The sequence below is a fragment of the Ruegeria sp. AB6 genome (genome assembly GCF_056542685.1).
Genome location: NZ_JBQGAD010000002.1, coordinates 184,906 through 207,983, shown reverse-complemented (window position 1 = coordinate 207,983; position 23,078 = coordinate 184,906). Strand labels below are relative to the sequence as shown.

Here is a 23,078-nt window from a genome sequence, read left to right as displayed (position 1 = left end):
TCCAAAGCTGCATGGCTGGTCAGAAACGCTCTGTCCGTCTGAAAATCAGCATTCATGGTCAGAGCCCCTCCCAGATACACTGCGATTGCTCCAACCGGTAGGCTTCGAAAAACTGCGTGGCATCGGGCTCGGTCTGCCCAAACTCGGTCGGCCGGTCCGACAGCGAAATCACCACGCGCGCAGGATTCAAATCGTATTCGGCGACATAGGCGACAGCCAGCGTTTGGCACAGATGTTGCATGTCCACCGAGGCGACGTCATACCCAATACGACCAACATCTGATCCGATCTTGGGCGCCACAAAGCGAAAGCGCAGCCACAGTTCGCCCGGATTTTCATCCAACAGAACTTGAGTCAGATGAACGGGTTGACCGGACGGCACGGGCAGCTGAGGGGGCGTTTCAGCAACCGCAGGCAAAGAAATATTCAGGAAAATCAGAGTTAAGGCGCAATCCCGGACCCACCAAAGGTGAGCTCCTCTCTCCGGGATTGCGCGCGCATGGCTTTTGGCCCGCGCTTTTCTATTTCTGATAAGGGTATCCATGTATCAGCTTTGCACTCAGAGTCAAACTTGGCCAATTGTAAAAGTTATGTGACATTGGCCGGCAGCGCGTGAATTTCGGCGATTCATCGCGCATACCGAAACCAGCCCTCTGTTACAGAGGGATATTGTCGTGCTTTTTCCATGGGTTCTTAAGCTTCTTGTTCCGCAGGCTTGCGAAGGCGCGCGAAACACGACGTCGCGTCGATTGCGGCATGATCACCTCGTCGATGAAGCCCCGCTCGGCTGCGACAAAGGGATTGGCGAAACGATCTTCGTAATCCTGCGTGTGTTGCGCGATTTTCTCGGCATCACCCAGATCGGCGCGGTGAATAATCTCGGTCGCGCCCTTGGCACCCATCACCGCGATCTCGGCTGTGGGCCAAGCATAGTTGAAGTCGCCGCGCAGGTGTTTGGATGCCATAACGTCATAGGCCCCGCCATAGGCTTTGCGGGTAATCACCGTGACTTTTGGAACGGTGGCCTCGCCATAGGCAAACAACAGCTTTGCACCGTGCTTAATCACGCCGCCATATTCCTGGCTGGTACCCGGCAAGAAGCCCGGAACATCGACCAGTGTCAGGATCGGAATTTCAAAGCAATCGCAGAACCGCACGAACCGCGCCGCCTTGCGCGAGCTGTCGATGTCCAGACACCCGGCCAGAACCATCGGCTGGTTGGCGACTACACCTACGGTCTGCCCTTCGAGGCGAATGAAACCGGTGATGATGTTTTTGGCGTAGTCTTCCTGAATTTCGTAGAAGTCGCCCTCATCCGCTACCTTGGTGATCAGTTCCTTCATGTCGTAAGGCGTGTTCGGATTGTCCGGGATCAAGGTATCCAGCGAGGTCTCGATCCGGTCGGGTTCATCAAAGAACGGGCGGACCGGAGGTTTCTCCTGGTTGTTGAGCGGCAGGAAATCGACCAGACGGCGCACTTCGGCCAGCGCCTCAACGTCGTTTTCAAATGCTCCATCAGCGACCGAGGATTTCTTGGTGTGGGTCGATGCGCCGCCCAGTTCTTCGGCGGTAACGACCTCATTGGTGACAGTCTTCACCACGTCAGGGCCAGTTACGAACATGTAGGACGTGTCTTTGACCATAAAGATGAAGTCGGTCATCGCCGGGCTGTACACTGCGCCGCCCGCGCACGGACCCATGATGACACTGATCTGCGGCACCACACCCGAAGCCATAACATTGCGCTGGAACACCTCGGCATAACCCGCCAACGAGGCGACACCTTCCTGAATACGCGCCCCACCCGAGTCGTTGATCCCGATCACCGGTGCACCGTTTTGAATCGCCATATCCATGATCTTGCAGATCTTCTGCGCATGGGTTTCAGACAAAGACCCGCCAAACACGGTAAAATCCTGGCTGAACACATAGACCATACGACCATTGATCGTGCCCCAACCGGTGACCACCCCATCGCCCGCAGGCTTTTGGTTTTCCATCCCGAAATCGGTGCAGCGATGACTGACAAACATGTCGAACTCTTCAAAGCTGTCTTCGTCGAGCAGCAGCTCTATGCGCTCGCGCGCCGTCAGCTTGCCGCGCCCATGCTGCGCGTCGATCCGCTTTTGACCACCCCCCAGGCGGGCATTGTTGCGGCGGTCTTCAAGCTCGGTCAGGATGTCTTTCATGACGATAATCCCCTATGTAATTTGGCGGGACACTATACGGACAAAGCGCCATTCCAAAGCAACTTTCGGCAAATTTGCAAAGTTTTGACTACACAGCTAAAGAATAATGCAAAATTGAAAAGTTACATACTCATGTCAAATGGTAGGTGGCATTCCCGAAATCCCAGATTATACCATTGAACCATGCAGTTCGGACCACCTCCCGCACGGCGTTCGCCTCCGTCTATCGCCACGCTGGTACTCTTATCGGGCCTGTCGGCGCTCAGCCTGAATCTTTATTTGCCCAGCCTGCCCAACATGGCCGTGCATTTCCAAACCGACTACAGGGTTATGCAGTTGTCCATCGCGCTGTACCTGATGGTCAGTGCGATCTTGCAGATTCTCATTGGCCCGATTGCGGACAAGGCCGGTCGCAGACCCGTTTTGCTGTGGGGCATGGCCCTGTTCCTGATCGTAACACTTGGCTGCATCTACGCGCCTAATGCCGAGGTCTTTCTGGCTTTTCGCATGTCGCAGGCGATTATTGTCGTAGGTATGGTCCTCAGCCGGGCAGCTGTGAGAGACCTGTATGATCAGGATCAGGCGGCGTCGATGATCGGCTATGTAACCATGGGCATGGCCGTCGTTCCGATGATTGCCCCGGCAATCGGAGGGCTGTTGGAGGAATCCTTCGGCTGGAAGGCAAATTTCTGGCTGCCTTTCGTATTGGGCACTCTGACACTGATCCTGTGTTTCAAGGATTTCGGTGAAACCTCGGCCAAAAGCGGCAAGACGCTGCTGCAACAGTTCCGCGAATACCCCGAACTCCTCACCTCGCCCCGCTTCTGGGGCTATTCGATGTCGTCCGCCCTGTCATCCGGCGCGTTTTTTGCCTATCTCGGCGGCGCACCTTTCATCGGAACCGAGATCTTCGGCATGTCCGCAGCCGAGGTCGGCGTTTATTTCGGTGCACCCGCTCTGGGCTATTTTGCCGGGAACTTCATCAGCGGGCGGTTTTCCGTCAAATTCGGTGTGAACCGGATGGTCCTGCGCGGCTGCATTCTGAACGCGTGCGGCGTGCTGATTTCCGCGCTGTTGTTCCTGATTGGACTTGGGACACCGCTCAGCTTTTTCGGCTTGATGACGATTGTGGGTATCGGAAATGGCATGACAATTCCCAATGCAACATCCGGTGCCCTGTCGGTGCGCCCGCATCTGGCGGCAACGGCGGCGGGTCTAAGCGGTGCCATCATGCTGGCAGGCGGTGCTGGTCTGAGTGCACTGGCCGGGTTCCTCCTAACCCATGAAACAGGAGCGATGCCGTTGCTTTGGCTGATGCTGATTACCGCTCTGCTTGCCGTAGGCGCGATAGTCTCTGTTATTCGGCGGGAAAGACGGCTGGGTCTATAGCGGTACTTGCACAGTTATTTTTGCAAAGTTAGCTTGCCGCAACAGAAAAGTTGCAAAGGCCCGCCATGGCGACCCAGAAACTCTATGCCGGTGCGAAACTACGCGAAATGCGCACGCGCCTGACCCTGACGCAAAAAGAATTCGCTGCCAAACTTGGGGTTTCCCTGCCCTATTTGAACCAGATGGAGAACAACAACCGTCCGATTTCCACCACCGTGGTTCTGGCCTTGGCGCAGGAATTCGGCATGGACGTAACCGAGCTTAGCACTGGTGACAGCGAACGGTTGGTGTCGGATATGCGCGAGGCCCTGGCCGACCCCGTCTTTGATGATGCCACGCCACCTCTTGCCGATCTGCGGCTGGCGGCCTCAAACGCACCGGCATTGGCCCGCGCCTTCATCGCACTGCATCAAACCTACCGCCAAACCCATGAACGGCTAGCCTCACTGGACGAAGCGCTGGGGCGCGAAGACGCGCAGATTCAAGCCAGTCCCTGGGAGGAGGTTCGGGATTTCTTCCATTATTGCGACAACTATATCGACGCCGTCGACCGCGCGGCCGAGCGATTCGCTACCCGCGCACAAGACACTGGCGGCGTGCGTGCCGCCGCGATCAACAGCTTGGCCGAGCGTGACATACGCGTTCAGTTTTCCGATATCGAAGAAACGCGCAAGTATGACGCTGACAGCAAAACTCTTCTGCTGTCCTCCCGCATTGCGCCGCAAACGCAGGTTTTCCAACTCTTGCTGCAAGTAGCGCTGATTCAGCAAAACAAGCTGCTCGAGGCCACATTGGACTTCGCCAAGTTCCAGACGGAAGAGGCCCGCGCGATCGCGAAAATCGGTCTGGCGAACTATTTCGCGGGTGCGTCGCTAATGCCCTATGGCACATTTTTGGAGGCGGCGCAGGACTGTCGTCACGATCTCGAGCTGCTCAGCAACCGGTTTGGGGCGTCGATTGAACAGGTAGCGCACCGATTGTCTACCATGCAGCGGCCCGGTGCCAAAGGTATCCCTTTCTTCTTTGTCCGCGTCGATCAAGCGGGCACCATCACCAAGCGCCATTCTGCAACGCGGCTGCAATTTGCCCGGTTCGGAGGCGCCTGCCCCCTGTGGAACGTCCACCGCGCGTTCGAAACACCGGGCCATTTCCTGCGCCAACTGGCGGAGACACCAGACGGGGTTCAATATATCTCGCTGGCGCGGGATGTCTCGAAATCCGGCGGCTCATTCGGGGCCCCCGTACGTCGTTATGCCATCGCTCTGGGTTGCGAAATCCGTCACGCTGAAGCGTTGGTCTACGCCGACAATCTCGATATCAACAATGCCAGCGCTTACGAGCCTATCGGCATCTCGTGCCGAATCTGCGAGCGGCAAAACTGCCACCAACGCTCAGTCCCGCCTCTGGAAAGACGCCTCACGATTGACGCGCACACACGCGGCACCCTCCCCTACGAAGTGACCTGACCTTCTTCTGTTCAGAATACCTCGGGGGAGTCGCCGAAGGCGACGGGGGCAGAGCCCCCGCCCCTGATGTTCAACCCTTGGATAAGATCGACCAGATCTCGTCCTTCAGCGCCGCACGCTTCTTGCGCAGCTCGCCCTCAGCCAGATCTTCCATCGGCTCGACATTGGTTTCAGCGCGATGAACAACACGGTTGATTTCATGATACTCATCCGCCAACCGCGCAAAATGCGCGTCTGATTGCTTGAGCTGGCTCATCAATTCAACTTTGTCCGGAAATTCTTCGGCCAGTTCATGCGGGGTGTGGGACATTCCTGTTCGCTCCTAGAATATATCGTTGCGAGTCAAGTCTATAGATGTCTTCCACAACCCGCTTTGACGCGGATCAAATCACCGTTGCGCGGTAGCCCATTGCGGATGTATCCACGGGCGATCATTGGCCTTGGGCAAGGCGTCTTTCCCCAGCAGATGGTCCGACATCTTCTCGCCCACCATGATCGAAGGTGCATTGAGGTTGCCATTGGTAATCTGCGGAAAGATCGAGCTGTCGGCGACGCGCAACCCGCCCACACCAATCACGCGCCCTTCAGGGTCCACGACAGCGTGTTTGTCTTCCGCCCGCCCCATCCGGCAGGTACCACACGGGTGATAGGCGCTTTCGGCATGTTCGGCGATGAAAGCGTTCAATTCATCATCTGTTTGAACGTCTGCACCGGGCTGAATTTCCTTGCCGGCATAAGGTTTGAACGCCTCCTGCCCGAAAATCTCGCGGGTCAGGCGGATACAGGTGCGGAAGTCTTCCCAATCCGTCTCATGACTCATGTAGTTGAACTGGATCACAGGGGCATCCTCGGCCCTTTTGGATCGCAATGTCACAGCACCCCGCGACGGCGACCGCATCGGCCCAACATGCGCCTGGAACCCATGCCCCTCGGCCGCCGCCTGCCCGTCATAACGGACAGCAATCGGCAGGAAATGGTACTGAATATCCGGATATTCGACACCTGGCTTTGATCGGATGAAAGCCGCGCTTTCAAACTGGTTCGACGCCCCCAGCCCGGTTTTCGTGAACAGCCACTGCGCCCCGATCAATCCCTTACTGATTAGGTTCCAATGTTTGTACAGCGTGATCGGTTGCAAGGACGCCTGCTGGATATACAGTTCCAGATGATCCTGCAGGTTCGCGCCAACGCCGGGCCGGTCCGCAACCACTTCGATCCCATGTTCTGCTAAATGCGCCGCCGGGCCAATCCCAGACAGCATCAACAACTTGGGTGAGTTGATTGACGACGCGGCTAAAACCACTTCACGCCGCGCACGGATGATCTCGGTCTTGCCGCCACGGATCAACTCAACACCAATCGCACGCCCGTCTTCGATGACAACGCGCGCGGCAAGCCCCCGCACGATATCGCAATTCTCACGCTTGAGCGCGGGCCTCAGATACGCATTGGCCGCCGACCAGCGCCGTCCTTTCCAGACAGTCTGTTCCATCGGGCCAAAGCCTTCCTGCTTTTCGCCGTTGTAGTCACCTGTGATCTCGTAGCCCGCCTGTTGCCCAGCATCGACAAAAGCTTTGAACAGCGGATTTTCCCGAGGCCCCCGTGACACATGCAGTGGACCATCTGTGCCGCGCCACGCAGTGTCACCACCGTGTCCGCCATCGTGCCAGGATTCCATCCGTTTGTAATAGGGCAGCACATCCGCATAGGACCATCCATCCGCCCCCATCTCGGCCCAGGTATCAAAGTCCCGCGCGTGGCCTCGCACATAGACCATGCCGTTGATCGAGGAAGACCCTCCGATCACCTTGCCGCGTGGACAGGCCAAACGACGGTTGTTCAGATGCGGCTCGGGCTCGGACTGATAGCCCCAGTCGTAGCGCGACATATTCATCGGATAGCTCAGTGCAGCCGGCATCTGGATGAACGGTCCAGCATCCGTTCCGCCATGCTCGATCACCAGAACCGAGGCCCCTGCCTCGCTCAACCGATATGCCATCGCGCAGCCTGCGGAACCTGCGCCGACGATGACGAAATCTGCTTCCATTTTCGGGTCTCCGTTTCCCACCGGTGCACCAAGATTTTCCATCGAAAAACCTTGGCCGAACCGAAGGGGGTATTACTAAATCAGTCTGTTATTCTCCGCGGGGAAAGCGTTGGCTTTCCTCGACGACATTCAGGTCCATGTGGTTGCGCATGTAACGCTCGGATGCCTTTTGCAGGGGCTGATAATCCCAAGGGTAGTACCCCCCCTGCCGCAGCGCCTCATACACCACCCATCTGCGGGCTTGACTGGCACGTACATCTTCGTCGAACCGGTTTAGATCCCAACGCGCCTCGGACTTGGCACGCAGGGTTTGCAAGGTGCCTGCATGTTCAGGTTTTTCGGCGAGATTTTCCAACTCATGCGGATCGGCCTCAAGGTCGAACAACTGGTCGGGGTCCAACGCGCAACGGTTGTATTTCCACTTGCCATACCGCAGCGAAACCAGCGGCGCGTATGACGCCTCGGCCGCATATTCCATCGCCACGGGCGCAGTCCGCTCGGCGCCTTTAGCCAGCGGCACGAGGTCTTCGCCATCGGTCCATGGTGCGATTTCGGCCATGTCGACACCCGCCAGCGCGCCAAGCGTCGGCGTGACGTCGATGGTCGAGACCGGCGCCTCAATTCGACCCGCTGGTAAATCGGGCGAAGAGATCATCAGCGGCACCCGCGACGAGCCCTCGAAGAAGGTCATCTTGAACCACAGGCCCCGCTCACCCAGCATGTCGCCGTGGTCCGAGACAAACAGGATCGTTGCCTCTTGCCGCGTGGTTTCCAACACTTCGAGGATTTCGCCGATCTTATCGTCCAGATACGAGATATTGGCGAAATAGGCCCGGCGGGACTTGCGGATATCGTCCTCAGAGATGTCAAAGCTACGCCAGTCATTCGCGTCGAAAATCCGTTTGGAATGCGCGTCCTGATTGTCATAGCCAAGGTCCGAAACTTCGGGCAGCAGATGCTCGCAATCCTCGTACAGATCCCAATATTTCCGACGCGCCACGTAGGGATCATGCGGATGGGTAAAGCTGACGGTCACGCACCATGGGCGCTCGTCCTTGCCGCGCGCCAGATCATAGAGCTTGGCCTTGGCGTTATAGGCAACCTCGTCATCATACTCCATTTGGTTGGAAATCTCGGCCACGCCCGCGCCCGTTACCGACCCCATATTGTGGTACCACCAGTCGATCCGCTCGCCTGGTTTGCGATAATCGGGCGTCCAGCCGAAATCGGCGGGATAGATGTCGGTGGTCAGGCGGTCCTCGAACCCGTGCAACTGATCGGGGCCGACGAAATGCATCTTGCCTGACAAGCAGGTATAGTACCCAGCCCGGCGCAAGTGGTGCGCATAGGTGGGGATGTCGCTGCGGAACTCGGCCGCGTTGTCATAGACGCCGGTGCGCGAAGGCAACTGCCCGGACATGAAACTGGCCCGGCCAGGCGCACACAAAGGTGAGGCTGTGTAGGCATTGGCAAACCGCGTGGACCGGGCGGCCAGTTTTTTCAGGTTCGGTGCATGCAGCCAATCTGCGGGACCATCCGGAAAAAGGGTCCCGTTCAACTGATCCACCATCAGGATCAGAATGTTGGGTTGTATCATTTTTCAGCCTCAAGAAACGTGTCGAGCACGCGCATTGCGTGGTTAACTGCCAGTTCCGGTTCCTCCGGGGCGTTCAGGGCGGCGTGGATATAAAGGCCGTCAATCAGCGCCACCATGTCATCCGCGACCTCGACAGGGTCCGACAGTAATGGGCGCAGCGCGTGGATCAGATTAGAACGGATGCGCGCCTGGTATATTTTCCAAAGGCGCAGGGCCTCCTCGTTGGTTTGTGCCAGCACATAAAACGTCATCCATGCAGCGATCACATCGGGCGTAAAGCACGAGGGCGCAAAGCAGGACCGGATAATCGCCTGCGGGCGTTCATCAGGTGCGGCGGAGCTCAGCTCTTGTCGGGCCTCAGCCCCGAAGTCGGACAGGATACGGCGCATGGCCGCCAGGAAAATCTGATCCTTGCCCCCGAAATAATGATGCGCCAGTGCGCTGGACATACCGGCTCGCTTGGCAATCTGACTCACAGTGACGTCGAGGGATTTCTTTGCGCCAAGCTCGGCAATCGTCGCCTTGACGATCGCATCCCGACGGATCGGCTCCATTCCGAGTTTTGGCATCTCTCCCCCTTTCACTGCGCAGGATGGAAAAACGCTAGGGTGTTTTTATTGACTCGTCAATCAATAACACCTCTGCCACCTGGAAATCGACTAGAGCTTGGGGGCAATGCTGGGCGTGGTCAGGCTGCTGCGGTTCAAAACCGCCTCGCGCCAGGCGATGAAACTGACGGCGGCCAGAATCAGTGTGCCACCGGCGACAACCCAAAAGTCGACGCTTTCATGAAAGACCAACGCCCCCATAAGCGTCGCCCAGATCAGCTGCAGGAAGGTCACCGGTTGTGTGACGGCCACAGGGGCTGCCTGCAAGGCCAGCGTCATCAAATAGTGCCCCAGCGTGGCGAAGCTGGCGATCAGGAACAGGATGCCCAGATCGTACCAACTGGGCGGTGTCCAGACCGCAATCGCAAAGGGGATCAGCGCAATTGTTACCCAGATCGACATATGCGCCACGACGACCGAGGGCGGCAGATCCCGCACCAGCCGCTTGGCGAGCAGATAAGACGCCCCCAATGTCAGCGAGGTCATCAGCATGGCGATATGACCTGGCGAAACCTCTCGAAACCCCGGCCTGAGGATAATGGCAACCCCGATCAGGGCCACGCCAATGGCCGCGATACGCCGAAACGCCAGCGGTTCGCCCAGAAACAGCGCCGCACCAAGCGTGACATAGACCGGGGTCATGTAGTTCATCGCCGTAACCTCGGCCAAGGGGATCTGGGTCATTGCATAGAACCAGAACATCACCGACACCGCATGCACTATCCCGCGTATCCCGAACAGGGTCAGATGCTTGCGCGTCAGCGGCGTGGACACGATTAGTCGCAAAGCAGGCAGCAGAAAGACCAACCCGAACACAAACCGGAAAAACGCGGCCTGTATCGGGTCCATACTGGACCCCAGCGACTTTACCAGCGCCGTCATGGCCACGAACGATATCCCGGCCGAGAACATCCAGAACATGCCGGCGACAGGCCGGGAGGGCGCGGTGAGGGTTGTCATGTTAACGGTTCAACACCGAATACCGCCCAAGAGCAAGACCCTCAGAGTGAGACAAGCTTGACCGCAATCGACAGCATCACCACACCGATAATCGCGTCCAGCACCTGCCATGCCCTGGGGCGCGCGAAGATCGGGGACAAGACCCCTGCCCCGTAGCCCAGCGAAAAAAAGAAGACAAAGCTGGAAATCATTGCGCCGGCGGCAAATGCCAGACGATCCTCATATTGCGCCGAGATTGATCCGATCAGAACCACGGTATCCAGATAGACATGCGGATTCAGCCAGGTGAAAGCCAGCACCGTCAGCAGGACCGAGCGCAGGCTGGCACGCTGGCCGCCCGTGACATGCATCACCGCGCCGCCGCGCCACGCGGATCGCAGGCTGCGTAACCCGTACCATGTCAGGAAAATAGCACCACCATAGCGCATCGCGGTCTCAAACCACGGGACCGCCTGCGCCAGCGTTCCGAACCCGGCCACGCCCGCCGCAATCAGAATCGCGTCCGAGACGGCGCAGGTCAGACACAGGGGAAACACATGCTCGCGCCGCAGCCCCTGTCGCAGGACAAAGGCATTCTGGGCCCCGATGGCAAGGATCAGGCTGAAGCCAAGCGCAAAACCGGCGATCAGGGATGTGGACATGGGACCTCCTTACGCGATGCCCCGTTGACTACGACGATCCTGCCGCCCTATCAAATTAAAGATGTTGATCTTGATTAAGTCAGGCTAATGCTGCTCGATCCCAACCACCTGTCGGCTTTGTCAGCCATTCTGCGCCACGGCAGTTTCGAGGCCGCCGCGTCCGAGTTGTCCGTCACGCCTTCGGCCATTTCCCAGCGGATCAAAGCGCTGGAGGATCGGGTCGGCGCAGCCTTGATCCTGCGCGGCACCCCGTGCACGGCCACTCCGGCCGGGCTGCGCATTGCGCAACATGCCGAGGATATCGGGCTGCTTGAAGCCCAACTGGCGCGTGAACTGACGCTGGACCGAGAGGCTCCACTGACCCGCGTGCGCATCGCTGTACCCGCCGATGTTCTGGCGACATGGTTCATTCAAGCCATGGCGCAGGTGGATGGGTTGTTGTTCGACCTTGTACTGGACGATCAAGACCATTCCGCCGACTGGTTGCGCCGGGGCGAGGTCAGCGCCGCTGTCACCATTGGCGGGCAACCTGTAGCGGGATGCGATGCCTTTGCTTTGGGGTCGTTTCGCTATCTTGCGACGGCCAGCACTGCCTTTATGCAAAAGTGGTTCTCAAACGGCGTCGATACAGCCAGTCTTGGCCGTGCCCCTTGCCTGACCTTTAACCGCAAGGACGGCTTGCAAAAGGCTTGGATCGCTCAGGAATTCGGGCGGCGTATCTCACCGCCGTCGCATTTTCTCGCGTCGTCGCATGGCTTTGTCGATGCGGCCATTGCCGGATTGGGATGGGGTATGAACCCGGAAAATCTGGCGAAATCAGCGCTGGAGGATGGCCGACTGACTGTACTAAAACCCGATGCCCCGTTTGACGTGCCACTGACATGGCAGGTCGGGCGCATTCTGGCCCCGGCCCTGCAACCGTTGACCCAAGCTGTGAAACGCAGTGCAAGCCGCACGTTGCGGCCGCTATAGGTCAGGCTGAAGCCGAGCTTTCCGGCATCGGCAAAACAAGACGATAGCAGGCAAAGGCCGCAAAAACGGCCACCACAACGATAAAGGCAATGGCCCAGGCGACCTCGTGCATGTGCGCCACCGCGGCCAGCGCGGCGGAAAGGATGACTGCGACTAGGCGGCTGACGCTTTTGATCGCTGCCGCGCCCTTGACGCGCTGATCCTTGGGGGCCACGTCCAGATAGTACAGTTTTCGTGCGCTGCTGATACCGGTCACGGCCACTGTCACGATGAACAACGCGATGGCGTGTAGATGAACATCATGATCCAAGTGCAAGAAATGAAAGACCAAAAGCACCGACCCGGTAATGGCGACCATCAGGTTCCCCGTCACCATGACTGCCCGGTGGGACTTCATGTTCACCGCCTGCCACAATGGCGCGGAAACCAGATAGCCAGACGCCGAGGAAACGATCATGGCCGTCAGACCCTTGGCCGAGGCATGGTGCGCCTCAGCCGCGATTAGGGCGAAAAAGGGCACTGAAAGCGTGGCCGCGACCAGAGGCAATCGCATGATCAAGTAACGCCGGAACCACGGCTCGTTGAACATCGCGATGATGTCGGTGAAATAGGTGATGAACTTGCGTTTCGTCTCAGGCGCGGTATCGCGGGTGCTTTCACCACTGCGCGCGCCTTCGAACATCGCCAGAATGGCCAGCCCAGACAGGACGAAAAAGCCTACGGACACAAAGATGATTGCTGAATGGCGCGAGAAAGGCGGGTTTTCTTTGACGATCTCATGCACCAAAAGCGCCAGACCGATGGCGCCAAGTCCCCCGACGCCTAGTTGCAGATAACGCATGATCATGCGGGATTTGGATTGAACGTGATCGCCCAATAAATCCGTATACATCAGCATCTGCATCTCATCGACCAACCCGATGATGAAGAAAACAAGGACAAACGCCGCCGCGATCAGTGGCACATAGCCCGTCGTCGCCACCCCCAGTGCGATCAGAAGGCAGAGGCCAACCGCGACTTCGGTCAGCGCAATGCCGCGTTTCTTGCGGTCGTGAGCCGAAATCGAACGCGCCAAGAACACATCCGCAATCACGCTGCCCACCATGCGAACCGAGACCAGCGCGCCCGCTATGAACATCGGCAATTCCAGCGAGACAGCAAGAAACGGCAGCACGATGGAGGGGCTGCCTAGCGTCCAGGCGATTTGCGACAGGATGCTTTGCCCGGTCAACACAGGCAGGTTTCGTTTTGCAGGGATCGGGGGACTGTCCGTCATGCTCTCATTGCTGTTTTACGAACAGCTTACCGAGTTTAACGCAATCCGCCAAGCACACTGAAAAGGCGCATAAAAAAACCCGACCAGAGGCCGGGTTTTCCTGATCGATTAACGACAGGATCACAGCTGAGCCATGACCTCATCAGTCGCTTCGAAATTGGTCGTTACGCGCTGCACATCGTCATCATCTTCCAGCGCATCGACCAGCTTCATCAGCTTTTGCATATCTTCCAGACCCAGCTCAGTCGTGGTCGTGGGTTTCCACACCAGCTTGGTAGATTCGGACTCGCCCAAGGCCTCTTCCAGCGCGTTGGATACGTCGTTCAGATCGGTATCGGCGCACCAGATGATGTGACCGTCTTCCGAGCTTTCGACATCTTCGGCACCCGCCTCGATCGCGGCCTCAAAGATCGTGTCTGCATCGCCCGCGTCCGCTTGATAGACAACCTCTCCCTTGCGGTCGAACATAAACCCGACCGAGCCGGTCTCGCCAAGATTGCCGCCATTCTTCGAGAAGGTGGACCGCACAGTCGAGGCGGTACGGTTGCGGTTATCGGTCATGGTTTCGACGATCACGGCCACGCCGTTGGGGCCATAGCCCTCGTACCGGATTTCTTCGTATTCGTCGCCTTCACCAGCCACCGATTTCTTGATCGCGCGGTCGATCACGTCCTTGGGGACCGAGTTCGACTTGGCCTCTTTCACCGCCAGACGCAGGCGCGGGTTCTTGTCTGGATCGGGGTCGCCCATCTTGGCGGCCACGGTGATCTCTTTCGACAGTTTGGAAAACAGTTTGGACCGCGCGGCGTCCTGACGTCCCTTGCGGTGCTGGATGTTGGCCCATTTGGAGTGGCCTGCCATAGTGCGTCCTCGTCATCATGTTTGCGTGTTCGGCGCTCATATAGACGTTTGCGGGGGGCAGGATCAAGAGAGCGGCTTGCCCGATATCCCGTCGCAGGTATTGTGGCGACATGACAAGTGATCAAATTATTCTTTTTGCCCTTTTCGCCACGGTTTTTGGAATGCTGCTATGGGGGCGGTTCCGATATGATCTGGTTGCCTTTTCGGCGCTGATGATTGGTGTTGTGCTGGGCGTCGTGCCCGTGGAAAACGCATTCGCCGGGTTCGGCCATCCCGCAACCATTATCGTTGCATTGGTTCTGGTCGTGTCTGCCGGGCTGGTGCGCTCGGGCGCGGTATTTCTGATCACTCGCTCGCTCGTCGATGCCTCGCGCGGGCTTGGCGCCCACATCGCGCTGATGGGCGGGATCGGCGCGGTCCTGTCGGCCTTCATGAACAACGTGGCGGCACTTGCGCTTTTGATGCCGGTCGATATCCAGACGGCGCGCAAGGCCGGACGGTCTGTTGGCCTGTCACTGATGCCGCTGAGTTTCGCTACCATTCTGGGTGGCATGGTTACACTGATCGGCACACCGCCCAACATCATCATCGCCTCGATCCGAGCCGAGACGCTGGGTGAGCCGTTCCAAATGTTCGATTTCGCCCCTGTAGGCGGGATTGCGGCCATTGCCGGTCTGGCCTTTGTCGCTCTGATAGGTTGGCGGTTGATCCCAAATCGAGGCCCGCTGACCGAAAGTTCTGAGGCACTGGCCGAATATATCGCTGAACTGACCATCCCGCCCGAGTCGCCCCAAATCGGCAAGCGCGTCAGCGAGTTGTACGAGGTGGCCGAGAAATCCGACGTCGCCATCATCGGCCTGATCCGCGACGGCAAGCGCCGCTATGGGCGGTCGGCCCATGCCACCCTGCACGCGGGCGACGCGCTGGTGCTGGAGGCCAGACCCGAGGCGCTGGACGAATTCCGCGCGGCGCTGAATCTCGATTTCTCGGACACGCGGCGGCAGGAATTGCTGACCGCCGAGGGCGACGGGCTAGAGGTGATCGAGGTCGTCGCCACCGAAAACGCCCGTATCACCGGACGCACCGCTCAAGGGTTGGGGCTGGCATGGCGCCAAAGCACGGTGCTGATGGGCATCTCGCGCCAGGGTCGTCAGATCACCGAACAAGTCCGCAAAACCGAGGTCGAGGCAGGCGATATCCTGCTGCTGCTCTGTCCGCGTGACCGCAGCGTGGACGTGACCGAGTGGCTGGGCTGTCTGCCGCTAGCCGGGCGCGGCCTGAACGTGACCGCCAATGACAAGTCTTGGCTGGCGATTGGTCTGTTCGGGGCGGCCGTGCTGGCGGCCAGTATCGGGCTGATCTACCTGCCGATTGCGCTGGGTCTGGTCGTGGTGGCCTATGTGCTGACCAAGATCATGCCTATTAGCGAGATCTACAACCATATCGAATGGCCCGTCGTGGTACTGCTGGGGTCGATGATCCCACTCGGCAGTGCATTGGAGACTTCTGGCGGGACTGAATTGATCGCAAATGCGCTGATCCAACTGACCGATGGCCTGCCCGCCTGGGCGATCCTGACTGTGTTGATGGTCGTCACCATGACCCTGTCGGATGTGCTGAACAACACCGCCACAGCCATTGTCGCCGCCCCAGTGGGCATCCAGATGGCCCGCACGCTGGAGGTCTCGCCCGATCCGTTCCTGATGACGGTCGCGGTTGCGGCCTCGGCTGCGTTTCTGACGCCGATTGGCCACAAGAACAACACGCTGGTTCTGGGCCCCGGCGGCTATCATTTCGGCGACTACTGGCGCATGGGGCTGCCGCTTGAGATTTTGATCATCGCGGTCTCGATCCCCTCGATCCTTGTGTTCTGGCCGTTGTGACGGGTAAAGGCTGCGTATGAAACGATTTTTGATCCTGCAACTGCGTCCCGAAACCGATGCCTCGGATGCCGAATATGCCTCGATCCTGGACAAAACCGGATTGACGCCCGAGCGAACGCACCGCATCCGGCTGGATTGCGAGAACCTGCCCGAGGGGCTGGACGTGACCGACTATGCCGGTGTGATCGTCGGCGGTGGTCCCGGATGTGTCAGCGATGATCCGGCAACAAAATCGGCGGTCGATGCGCGGGTCGAAGCAGCGATCATGGGACTGATGCCGCAGATTACCGCACAGGACCATCCGTTCATGGGCTGCTGTTATGGTCTGGGAATACTGGCCGCGCATCTGGGCGCTTCGGTCAGCAAGGCGCAGTACGGCGAACCCGTTGGCCCCTCGACCTGTCACATGACTGAGGATGGCGCCCAGGACCCGCTCACCAACGGGTTGGCCGATACGTTTGACGCCTTTGTCGGCCATAAAGAGGCTGTGCAGGCCTTGCCCGATGGCTGCGTGCATCTGCTAGCCTCGGACCCCTGCCCGTTTCAGATGATCCGCTTTGGCCACAACGTCTATGCCACGCAGTTCCACCCCGAGGCCGAGGCAAAGGACTTCGAGGAACGTATCAACATCTACAAGCATCACGGCTATTTCCCGCCCGAAGACGCCCAGCGCCTGATCGACATCTGCCACGCGGCCGACGTCACCCAGCCGGCACTGATCCTGCGCCGTTTTGCGGAACGCTATGGCTGACCCAACGGCGCGGTTGCGCAATTGCGGACCGCTCGCATAGGCTGACCAGAACGGCTTTGGGAGGAGTTGTTCTTGGATCTACTCATATCTGTCGGCTTGCCCCTGTCGCTGGCCATCATCATGCTGTCGTTGGGCATCGGGCTTGAGTTCGCCGATTTCCGCCGCGTCCTGACGCGCGGCTACCCCTTTGCCATCGGCGCGCTGTGTCAGGTCGTGCTGCTGCCGGTCGCGGCTTTTGCGACCGTTGCGCTGTTCGCGCTGCCGCCCGAGATTGCCGTGGGGTTCATGATCCTCAGCTTCTGCCCCGGCGGAGTGACCAGCAATATCCTGTCCAAACTGGCCAAGGGCGACGTGGCGCTGTCGGTCAGCCTGACGGCGGTGATCAGCCTTTTGTCGATGCTGACCGTACCCTTTCTAGCGGCATGGTCGATCAACTACTTCATGGGCGACGACGCGCCCGAGGTCTCGATCACCGGGCTGGCCATCGCCATGTTCCTGATCACTACCCTTCCCGTCGCCATCGGCGTCAGCATCCGCCATTTTGCAACCGAATTTGCCAATCGGATCGAACCCGGATTGTCCAAGCTGGCGACCACGCTGTTTGTTTTGGTCGTGCTCGCGGCGCTGGCAGGGAATTGGCAACTCTTTGTCGATAACCTTGGGATCATGGGGGCGGGGCTGATCACTCTGAACCTAAGCCTGCTGCTCATCGGGCTGGGGCTGGCGCGGGTCGCGAAGCTTTCGTGGGATGAGGCTAAGACTGTCTCAATCGAAACTGGCATTCAGAACTCGACCCTGGGCATTACGCTGGCTGCGCTGATCACCGGGACGGAAAGCGGATTCAGCCCATTGGCCCTGCCTTCCGCCGTCTACGGGATCACCATGTATGCGGTGGCCCTGCCCTTCATCCTCTGGTTCCGCCGCCGCTGAAAGGACGCTACATGACCAAGAACACAGCAGATGCCATCGTCGTTGGGGCCGGTCTGGCGGGGCTGGCTGCCGCTGCCGAGTTGGGCGACCGGGGAAAAAAGGTGATTATCGTCGATCAGGAACCCGCGCATTTTTTGGGCGGGCAAGCATTCTGGAGCCTTGGTGGCCTGTTCATGATCGACACCCCAGAACAGCGCCGCATGGGCATTCGCGACAGTCATGATCTGGCCTTGCGGGACTGGATGGGCAGTGCGCAGTTCCACCGGGATGAGGACGCATGGCCGCGCAAATGGGCCGAGGCCTATGTGGAATTCGCGGCTGGCGAGATGCGTCCTTGGCTGCATGACATGGGCCTGCGCTGGTTTCCGGTGGTCGGCTGGGCTGAACGCGGCGGGTCCTATGCGGATGGTCACGGCAACTCGGTCCCTCGGTTCCACATCACATGGGGCACCGGACCGGGCGTGCTGGAACATTTCATCCGCCGCGTGCAGGAACATGTGGATAACGGGCTGATCGAGCTGAAATTCCGCCATCAGGTCAGCCATATCATCATGCAGAACGGCTGCGCCAAGGGCGTCTCGGGCGAGGTGCTGGCAGATGACACCGCCCAACACGGGGCCAAGACCAACCGCGATGAGGTGGGCGAGTTCGAGGTCTACGCGCCTTCGGTCATTGTCAGCTCGGGCGGCATTGGCGGCAATTTCGAGATGGTGCGCAAGAACTGGCCGCGTGATCGGTTGGGGGAGCCGCCCAAGGATATGGTCGCAGGTGTCCCCTTTCACGTCGATGGCCGTATGATTGCCATCAGCGAGAAGGCGGGCGGTCATGTGATCAATGGCGACCGAATGTGGCATTACACCGAAGGCGTGCGGAACTGGAATCCGATCTGGCCTTCGCACGGCATTCGCATCCTGCCCGGCCCTAGTTCGATGTGGTTTGACGCGACCGGCAACCGGATGAAGCCGCCCTGTTTACCGGGGTTTGACACGCTGGGTACGCTAAAGGAAATCCTGAAAACCGGCTATGAATACAGCTGGTTCGTGCTGACCCAAAAGGTTATCAAGAAGGAATTCGCACTATCTGGGTCCGAACAGAACCCCGACATGACCGAAGGTGGTTGGCGCGAAGTGCTGTTTCAGCGCGTGCTGACCGGATCAAAGGCCACCGCGCCGGTCGAGGCGTTCAAACAGCATGGTGAAGACTTCATCGTCGCCAACACCCTGACCGAACTGGTCAGCGGTATGAACCAGATGGGCGACGCCCCGATCGATGAGGCTCATCTGCGCGCCCAGATAGAGGCGCGGGATTCACAGGTTGATAACCCCTTCACCAAAGATGCCCAGATGGCCGCCGTTCTGGCCGCGCGTAACTATCGTGGCGACCGGCTGATCCGCACAGCCAAGCCGCACAAGTTCCTTGACCCGAACAACGGTCCTTTAATCGCGGTCAAGCTCCACGTTCTGACGCGCAAGACGTTAGGTGGGTTGCAGACCAACCTCGACAGCCAGATGATCGGGGCAGATGGTCAGGTCGTTCCCGGCCTGTTCGCGGCCGGAGAAGTCGCAGGCTTTGGCGGTGGCGGCTATCACGGCTACAACGCGCTTGAAGGCACGTTTCTAGGCGGCTGCATCTTCTCGGGCCGCAATGCCGGACGGTCGCGCGCTGTGGCGTGATTACTCGGCCCGGACGAATTTCAAAACGGGCTCACCGCCTGCATCCAGCATCACCAGGCTGTCCCCTGCGACCGCATAGCGGGTTACGGTCTGAAGAGCGGCCAAGAATTGATCTTCGACTTCTTCAAGCTCGGGCGGGCATGCCATCAGGGTGGCGGCCATGTTGTCGGGAAAGCTCAGGCTGTCACCGCTGATTTCAGCCTGACCCGAGAATCTGTTGCACCCGCCTGTACCGCCGAATGCACCGTCTTGTTCGAAGGTGATTTGCGGCGGGCGTTGCGCTTCGACCACATCACCGTTGATGCCGATTGCCGTCCAGTTGGTGTTGTCCAGACTGACTGTTGCTTTCGGAGAAACCTTCACGAGCACAAGATCAGCGGTATCTCCACCACCCCGTGTCAGGACAGGGTTCACCGTATCCGTCGTGAACAGCAATTTGTTGCCGTGATAGATTGAACCTCGGACGGCATAAGTCCTGCCGTCCTGGATCAGCGCATCATCATAGTTCAGCGCGTATTCAGCCGGTACACCTGTCAAGGCATAGCGCTGCGATGCCAGCGTGACAGCGGGGGCATCCGCGAGGGAAATATCTTGCAACTCAACATATAGCGTCGCATCCGGTGCCACCGCGATCCGCTCGCGGTAGGTTGCAGTTCCTGTGACGGTACCTGCATGGCTCTGACTACCTAAAATGGTTAGCGCCACTGCGCCTACGACGATGGCTTGGCCGAGTTTTGGAAAAGGCATGATCCAATCCTTTCACATTCGCATTTGATGAAAAGATTGTTACGATAACTGTATTTACAAGTGGCGCAAACCCTTGTCGGCAAAATCGCGCCGTCTTTAAAGCGGCCAGATCAACGGAATCAGCAGCGATGCCAGCAAGCCCACTGTCAGGTTCAATGGCACCCCGACCTTAAGGAAATCGGTGAAACGGTACCCACCGGGGCCATAAACCATCATGTTGGTCTGGTATCCGATGGGCGTCGCAAATGAGGCCGAGGCCGCCACCATCACTGCCACCACCAACGGACGCGGGTCGATGCCCACCGCTTGCGCCAGCCCGATGGCAATCGGGGTCACCACCACGGCCACCGCGTTGTTCGATACCAGCTCGGTCAGCACCGAGGTCAACAGATACACGGCCCAGATGATCAGGAAGGGCGGCAGGGCGCTGAGGCCCGGTGCGACCGCTTCGACAATCAGCGACACTGCGCCGGATTTATCTAACGCTGCGCCAATCGCCAGCATCGAGAAGATCAGTGCCAGCAGGCGACCTTCGACAAAGGAAAACGCCTCATCCGCGTCGATACAGCGAGTCAGCAGCACCACCGCGACCGCCAGAATGGAAAGCAGAAGGATCGGTGCAACGCCCAGCGCGGCCAGAGCCACGATCCCGACCAGCGCACCGATGGCAATCGGCGCATGACTGCGTCGGAACGCGCGGGCCGAGGGCTGTGAGACGTCGACCATATCCATATCAGCGGCCAGCCTCTGGATGTCTTCGGGTGCGCCCTCCAGCAGCAGCGTATCGCCCACGCGCACCACCAGGTCATCCAGTTGGCGCCCGATATTCTGGTTCCGGCGATGCACCGCCAGCACATAGACACCATACCGCCGCCGCAGACGCATTGCGCCCAGTGTCCGGCCAACCATGCGGCAGCCGGGGGTGATCAGAACCTCGACTGTCTTGGTCTCGACCGCCGAAACTTGGTCGACGCGCTTGAGTTCCTTGTTACTTTGCAGACTCAGCAGTTCCGTCATTTCGGTGCGCAGAACCACGCGGTCGCCCAGCTTCAGCTCGACGCCTTTAAGGTTGCGGCGCAATGACTCGTCGCCTCGGATCACGTCGATTAGTCGGACGCCGGGGCGTTTGAAGAGCTGTACGCCCGTTACTTCGCGCCCGATCAGGTTGCTTTCGGGAGGGATGACGGCCTCGGTAAAGAATTTCATCTTCGAGCGGTCGGACAGAAGCGTCGCCATGCTGTCACGATCCGGCAACAGGCGCGGCGCGATGAAGCGCAGGTAAACCATCCCATAGATCACCACCGCAATACCCAACGGTGTTACCTCGAAAATCGTGAAAGGTGCCATGCCTTGTGATCGAGCCACACCATCCACCAGCAGGTTGGTCGACGTACCGATCAGCGTCAGCGTGCCACCCAGAATCGCCGCATAGCTGAGCGGGATCAGCAATTTCGACGCAGGCACGTCCAGCGTGCGGGCGATCTGGACAAAGACCGGGATCATCACAACCACAACCGGCGTGTTCGACACCACGGCCGAGGCCAGCACCACAAACCCCATCAACAGACCAATGGCAATCCTTGGGTTGACCTGCGCCTGTTTCTGCGCGGTTGAGGTGAACGCATCCAGCGCACCCGTGCGCACCAAAGCCCCCATGATGATGAACATCGCGGCAATGGTCCAAGGTGCGGGGTTGGACAGCACGGCCAGCGCGCTTTGATAGGGCAGAATGCCCGTTACCAGCATCACGGCCACGCCGCCGATGGCGACTACCTCGGTCGGGTAAACCTCACGCAGGAACATGATGAACATGCCCGCGACAACCAAGAGCGCCAGTATCGCGCTGCCTGTTTCTGAAAACTGGAGGAGTTGCATTCTTGGTTTATGTCCGAACCCTGACCCGAGCTGCGCGCTCGTCAGGCAGTTTCACGCATTGGGATGGGCAGAGCAAGCCTTACTGCGGCCCTGCTTGCTGCAAACGCCCGCCAACGCGCACCATTTGCGCAGATTTTGCCTCTCCGGTGCGGTCGTCAGTCTCGACAAACACGCCGCTCAGCGTGGCCTCGCCATTGGCGGGCGTAAATCGGGCTTTGGGCATCCCGGTGATAAAGCGGCGCATCGGTTCAACCTTGTCCATGCCGATGACCGAGTCGTAGTCGCCACACATCCCCGCGTCGGTCAGATAGGCGGTTCCATTTGGCAGAATCTGCGCATCTGCCGTCGGCACATGGGTATGCGTGCCGACCACAAGGCTGGCCCGTTTGTCGCAATAATGACCCATGGCCATCTTCTCGGACGTGGCCTCACAATGCATGTCGACAATGATTGCTTGCGCCTGACCACCGCGCGGGTGGGATTTCAGGATCGGTTCGATGGCCGAAAACGGATCATCAAAGGGCCGTTTCATGAAGACCTGCCCCAGCACCTGCACCACCAGAACCTTGCGCCCGCCCGGCGCGGTATACAGACGATGCCCCCGCCCCGGCGCACCTTTGGCGAAATTTACCGGGCGCACAATGCGGGACTCTTTCTCGATGAATTGGAGCATATCTTTCTGGTCGAACGCGTGATCGCCCAGCGTCAGGCAATCGGCGCCGGCATCCAGCAGCAGCTTGGCGTGATCGCCGGTCAGCCCCATCCCGTTCGAGGCATTCTCGCCATTCACCACAACAAAATCCAGCCGCCATTCGTCGCGCAGACGTGGCAGATGCTGTTGGATCGCCGCACGCCCGGCGCGGCCCATGACGTCACCCAGAAAAAGTATCCTCATACGAACCGTCCTAAGTGTGGCAATAGACGAGCACAAGTGGTTAAACTCAGGTCATAAACTGCCAATACCATTCATCGGAGCGTTTCATGACCCGCCTGTACCTGCTTGCCCTTCTTCTGATCCCCCTAGCCGCATGCGAACCTGAGTCCGACAACTCGGTACAACTGGCCAACCCTGCGGCGACGTTCTGTGTTGAAAGCGGCGGCGATTATCGCATTGTCGACGGGGCCGACGGCCAAACAGGGCGGTGTACCCTACCCGATGGGCGCGATTTGGATGCGTGGGAGTATTTCCGCGAAAACCATGCGGGGTGAGCGG

Annotated in this window: 21 protein-coding genes; 8 read left to right on the top strand and 13 right to left on the bottom strand. The window is 59.0% G+C overall.

All coding sequences use genetic code 11. From position 1 onward, the window contains the following. Window positions 1-58: 58 nt before the first annotated feature. On the bottom strand, window positions 59-418 hold the full coding sequence (locus tag ACR0DB_RS05165; protein ID WP_174819314.1) for a DUF6497 family protein: 360 nt from the start codon (window positions 416-418) through the stop codon (window positions 59-61). Between the two features lie 238 nt (window positions 419-656). After that, entirely contained in the window at window positions 657-2,189 is a 1,533-nt protein-coding gene (locus ACR0DB_RS05160) for an acyl-CoA carboxylase subunit beta (protein WP_170784020.1), read from the bottom strand. 183 nt (window positions 2,190-2,372) lie between these two features. On the opposite strand from ACR0DB_RS05160, the gene ACR0DB_RS05155 reads away from it, so the two are divergent. Next, window positions 2,373-3,578 carry a multidrug effflux MFS transporter gene (locus ACR0DB_RS05155; protein ID WP_170769148.1) on the top strand — a complete coding sequence of 402 codons (1,206 nt, stop codon included), beginning with the start codon at window positions 2,373-2,375 and terminating at the stop codon, window positions 3,576-3,578. 65 nt (window positions 3,579-3,643) lie between these two features. Next, window positions 3,644-5,044: a helix-turn-helix domain-containing protein gene (locus ACR0DB_RS05150; RefSeq protein ID WP_170769147.1), complete on the top strand. Its 1,401-nt coding sequence runs from the start codon at window positions 3,644-3,646 to the stop codon at window positions 5,042-5,044. A gap of 70 nt (window positions 5,045-5,114) precedes the next feature. Here the strand turns inward: ACR0DB_RS05150 and ACR0DB_RS05145 are convergent, their stop codons facing one another. The 6 genes from ACR0DB_RS05145 to ACR0DB_RS05120 form a co-directional block, all read right to left on the bottom strand. After that, window positions 5,115-5,354, bottom strand: a complete 240-nt coding sequence (locus tag ACR0DB_RS05145) for an HP1242/YdcH family protein (RefSeq protein WP_170769146.1) — start codon at window positions 5,352-5,354, stop codon at window positions 5,115-5,117. A gap of 78 nt (window positions 5,355-5,432) precedes the next feature. After that, on the bottom strand, window positions 5,433-7,091 hold the full coding sequence (betA, locus tag ACR0DB_RS05140) for a choline dehydrogenase (protein ID WP_480549354.1): 1,659 nt from the start codon (window positions 7,089-7,091) through the stop codon (window positions 5,433-5,435). Between the two features lie 88 nt (window positions 7,092-7,179). Continuing rightward, window positions 7,180-8,688 (bottom strand): choline-sulfatase, encoded by a 1,509-nt coding sequence (gene betC / locus ACR0DB_RS05135; RefSeq protein ID WP_480549352.1) that lies wholly within the window; start codon window positions 8,686-8,688, stop codon window positions 7,180-7,182. Then, window positions 8,685-9,257: a choline-binding transcriptional repressor BetI gene (betI, locus tag ACR0DB_RS05130; RefSeq protein ID WP_170769143.1), complete on the bottom strand. Its 573-nt coding sequence runs from the start codon at window positions 9,255-9,257 to the stop codon at window positions 8,685-8,687. Before betI ends, betC begins: the two co-directional genes overlap by 4 nt. A 90-nt stretch (window positions 9,258-9,347) precedes the next feature. Beyond that, window positions 9,348-10,256, bottom strand: coding sequence for a DMT family transporter (locus ACR0DB_RS05125; protein WP_170788270.1), 909 nt, complete (start codon window positions 10,254-10,256; stop codon window positions 9,348-9,350). A gap of 41 nt (window positions 10,257-10,297) precedes the next feature. Further along, entirely contained in the window at window positions 10,298-10,897 is a 600-nt protein-coding gene (locus ACR0DB_RS05120) for a LysE/ArgO family amino acid transporter (protein ID WP_170784007.1), read from the bottom strand. Window positions 10,898-10,984: 87 nt separating this feature from the next. On the opposite strand from ACR0DB_RS05120, the gene ACR0DB_RS05115 reads away from it, so the two are divergent. Continuing rightward, window positions 10,985-11,869, top strand: coding sequence for a LysR family transcriptional regulator ArgP (locus ACR0DB_RS05115; protein ID WP_480549350.1), 885 nt, complete (start codon window positions 10,985-10,987; stop codon window positions 11,867-11,869). 1 nt (window position 11,870) lies between these two features. On the opposite strand, the gene ACR0DB_RS05110 is transcribed toward ACR0DB_RS05115, so the two are convergent. Both ACR0DB_RS05110 and ACR0DB_RS05105 read right to left on the bottom strand, forming a co-directional pair. Beyond that, window positions 11,871-13,145, bottom strand: coding sequence for an MFS transporter (locus ACR0DB_RS05110; RefSeq protein WP_480549348.1), 1,275 nt, complete (start codon window positions 13,143-13,145; stop codon window positions 11,871-11,873). A 120-nt stretch (window positions 13,146-13,265) separates the two neighbouring features. Continuing rightward, entirely contained in the window at window positions 13,266-14,006 is a 741-nt protein-coding gene (locus tag ACR0DB_RS05105) for a YebC/PmpR family DNA-binding transcriptional regulator (RefSeq protein ID WP_170352472.1), read from the bottom strand. A gap of 110 nt (window positions 14,007-14,116) precedes the next feature. Here ACR0DB_RS05105 and ACR0DB_RS05100 point away from each other — a divergent pair, with 110 nt between their 5' ends. The 4 genes from ACR0DB_RS05100 (at window position 14,117) to ACR0DB_RS05085 (ending at window position 19,243) form a co-directional block, all read left to right on the top strand. Beyond that, window positions 14,117-15,889: an SLC13 family permease gene (locus ACR0DB_RS05100; protein ID WP_480549346.1), complete on the top strand. Its 1,773-nt coding sequence runs from the start codon at window positions 14,117-14,119 to the stop codon at window positions 15,887-15,889. A gap of 16 nt (window positions 15,890-15,905) precedes the next feature. After that, complete coding sequence (locus tag ACR0DB_RS05095; RefSeq protein WP_480549344.1) at window positions 15,906-16,640, top strand: glutamine amidotransferase; 735 nt, start codon at window positions 15,906-15,908, stop codon at window positions 16,638-16,640. A 72-nt stretch (window positions 16,641-16,712) separates the two neighbouring features. Next, window positions 16,713-17,570 (top strand): bile acid:sodium symporter family protein, encoded by an 858-nt coding sequence (locus tag ACR0DB_RS05090; RefSeq protein ID WP_480549342.1) that lies wholly within the window; start codon window positions 16,713-16,715, stop codon window positions 17,568-17,570. Window positions 17,571-17,581: 11 nt separating this feature from the next. Next, entirely contained in the window at window positions 17,582-19,243 is a 1,662-nt protein-coding gene (locus ACR0DB_RS05085) for an FAD-binding dehydrogenase (protein WP_480549340.1), read from the top strand. Here the strand turns inward: ACR0DB_RS05085 and ACR0DB_RS05080 are convergent, their stop codons facing one another. From ACR0DB_RS05080 to ACR0DB_RS05070, 3 genes are all read right to left on the bottom strand, one after another. Then, on the bottom strand, window positions 19,244-19,990 hold the full coding sequence (locus ACR0DB_RS05080) for a YbaY family lipoprotein (protein ID WP_480549338.1): 747 nt from the start codon (window positions 19,988-19,990) through the stop codon (window positions 19,244-19,246). A 96-nt stretch (window positions 19,991-20,086) separates the two neighbouring features. Further along, window positions 20,087-21,865, bottom strand: coding sequence for an SLC13 family permease (locus tag ACR0DB_RS05075; RefSeq protein ID WP_480549336.1), 1,779 nt, complete (start codon window positions 21,863-21,865; stop codon window positions 20,087-20,089). Window positions 21,866-21,944: 79 nt separating this feature from the next. Beyond that, window positions 21,945-22,760, bottom strand: coding sequence for a TIGR00282 family metallophosphoesterase (locus tag ACR0DB_RS05070; RefSeq protein ID WP_480549334.1), 816 nt, complete (start codon window positions 22,758-22,760; stop codon window positions 21,945-21,947). An 86-nt stretch (window positions 22,761-22,846) separates the two neighbouring features. Between ACR0DB_RS05070 and ACR0DB_RS05065 the strand changes: the two genes are divergently transcribed. After that, entirely contained in the window at window positions 22,847-23,074 is a 228-nt protein-coding gene (locus tag ACR0DB_RS05065) for a putative hemolysin (RefSeq protein ID WP_170783989.1), read from the top strand. Window positions 23,075-23,078: the final 4 nt, after the last annotated feature.

Coding starts and splice junctions, on each gene's coding strand:
- ACR0DB_RS05155 (WP_170769148.1), top strand. CDS start 2,373: ATGCAGTTCGGACCACCTCCCGCACGGCGTTCGCCTCCGTCTATCGCC.
- ACR0DB_RS05085 (WP_480549340.1), top strand. CDS start 17,582: ATGACCAAGAACACAGCAGATGCCATCGTCGTTGGGGCCGGTCTGGCG.
- ACR0DB_RS05160 (WP_170784020.1), bottom strand. CDS start 2,189: ATGAAAGACATCCTGACCGAGCTTGAAGACCGCCGCAACAATGCCCGC.
- ACR0DB_RS05075 (WP_480549336.1), bottom strand. CDS start 21,865: ATGCAACTCCTCCAGTTTTCAGAAACAGGCAGCGCGATACTGGCGCTC.
- ACR0DB_RS05150 (WP_170769147.1), top strand. CDS start 3,644: ATGGCGACCCAGAAACTCTATGCCGGTGCGAAACTACGCGAAATGCGC.
- ACR0DB_RS05120 (WP_170784007.1), bottom strand. CDS start 10,897: ATGTCCACATCCCTGATCGCCGGTTTTGCGCTTGGCTTCAGCCTGATC.
- ACR0DB_RS05105 (WP_170352472.1), bottom strand. CDS start 14,006: ATGGCAGGCCACTCCAAATGGGCCAACATCCAGCACCGCAAGGGACGT.
- betI (WP_170769143.1), bottom strand. CDS start 9,257: ATGCCAAAACTCGGAATGGAGCCGATCCGTCGGGATGCGATCGTCAAG.
- ACR0DB_RS05125 (WP_170788270.1), bottom strand. CDS start 10,256: ATGACAACCCTCACCGCGCCCTCCCGGCCTGTCGCCGGCATGTTCTGG.
- betA (WP_480549354.1), bottom strand. CDS start 7,091: ATGGAAGCAGATTTCGTCATCGTCGGCGCAGGTTCCGCAGGCTGCGCG.
- ACR0DB_RS05115 (WP_480549350.1), top strand. CDS start 10,985: ATGCTGCTCGATCCCAACCACCTGTCGGCTTTGTCAGCCATTCTGCGC.
- ACR0DB_RS05080 (WP_480549338.1), bottom strand. CDS start 19,990: ATGCCTTTTCCAAAACTCGGCCAAGCCATCGTCGTAGGCGCAGTGGCG.
- ACR0DB_RS05065 (WP_170783989.1), top strand. CDS start 22,847: ATGACCCGCCTGTACCTGCTTGCCCTTCTTCTGATCCCCCTAGCCGCA.
- ACR0DB_RS05110 (WP_480549348.1), bottom strand. CDS start 13,145: ATGACGGACAGTCCCCCGATCCCTGCAAAACGAAACCTGCCTGTGTTG.
- ACR0DB_RS05145 (WP_170769146.1), bottom strand. CDS start 5,354: ATGTCCCACACCCCGCATGAACTGGCCGAAGAATTTCCGGACAAAGTT.
- ACR0DB_RS05100 (WP_480549346.1), top strand. CDS start 14,117: ATGACAAGTGATCAAATTATTCTTTTTGCCCTTTTCGCCACGGTTTTT.
- ACR0DB_RS05070 (WP_480549334.1), bottom strand. CDS start 22,760: ATGAGGATACTTTTTCTGGGTGACGTCATGGGCCGCGCCGGGCGTGCG.
- ACR0DB_RS05095 (WP_480549344.1), top strand. CDS start 15,906: ATGAAACGATTTTTGATCCTGCAACTGCGTCCCGAAACCGATGCCTCG.
- betC (WP_480549352.1), bottom strand. CDS start 8,688: ATGATACAACCCAACATTCTGATCCTGATGGTGGATCAGTTGAACGGG.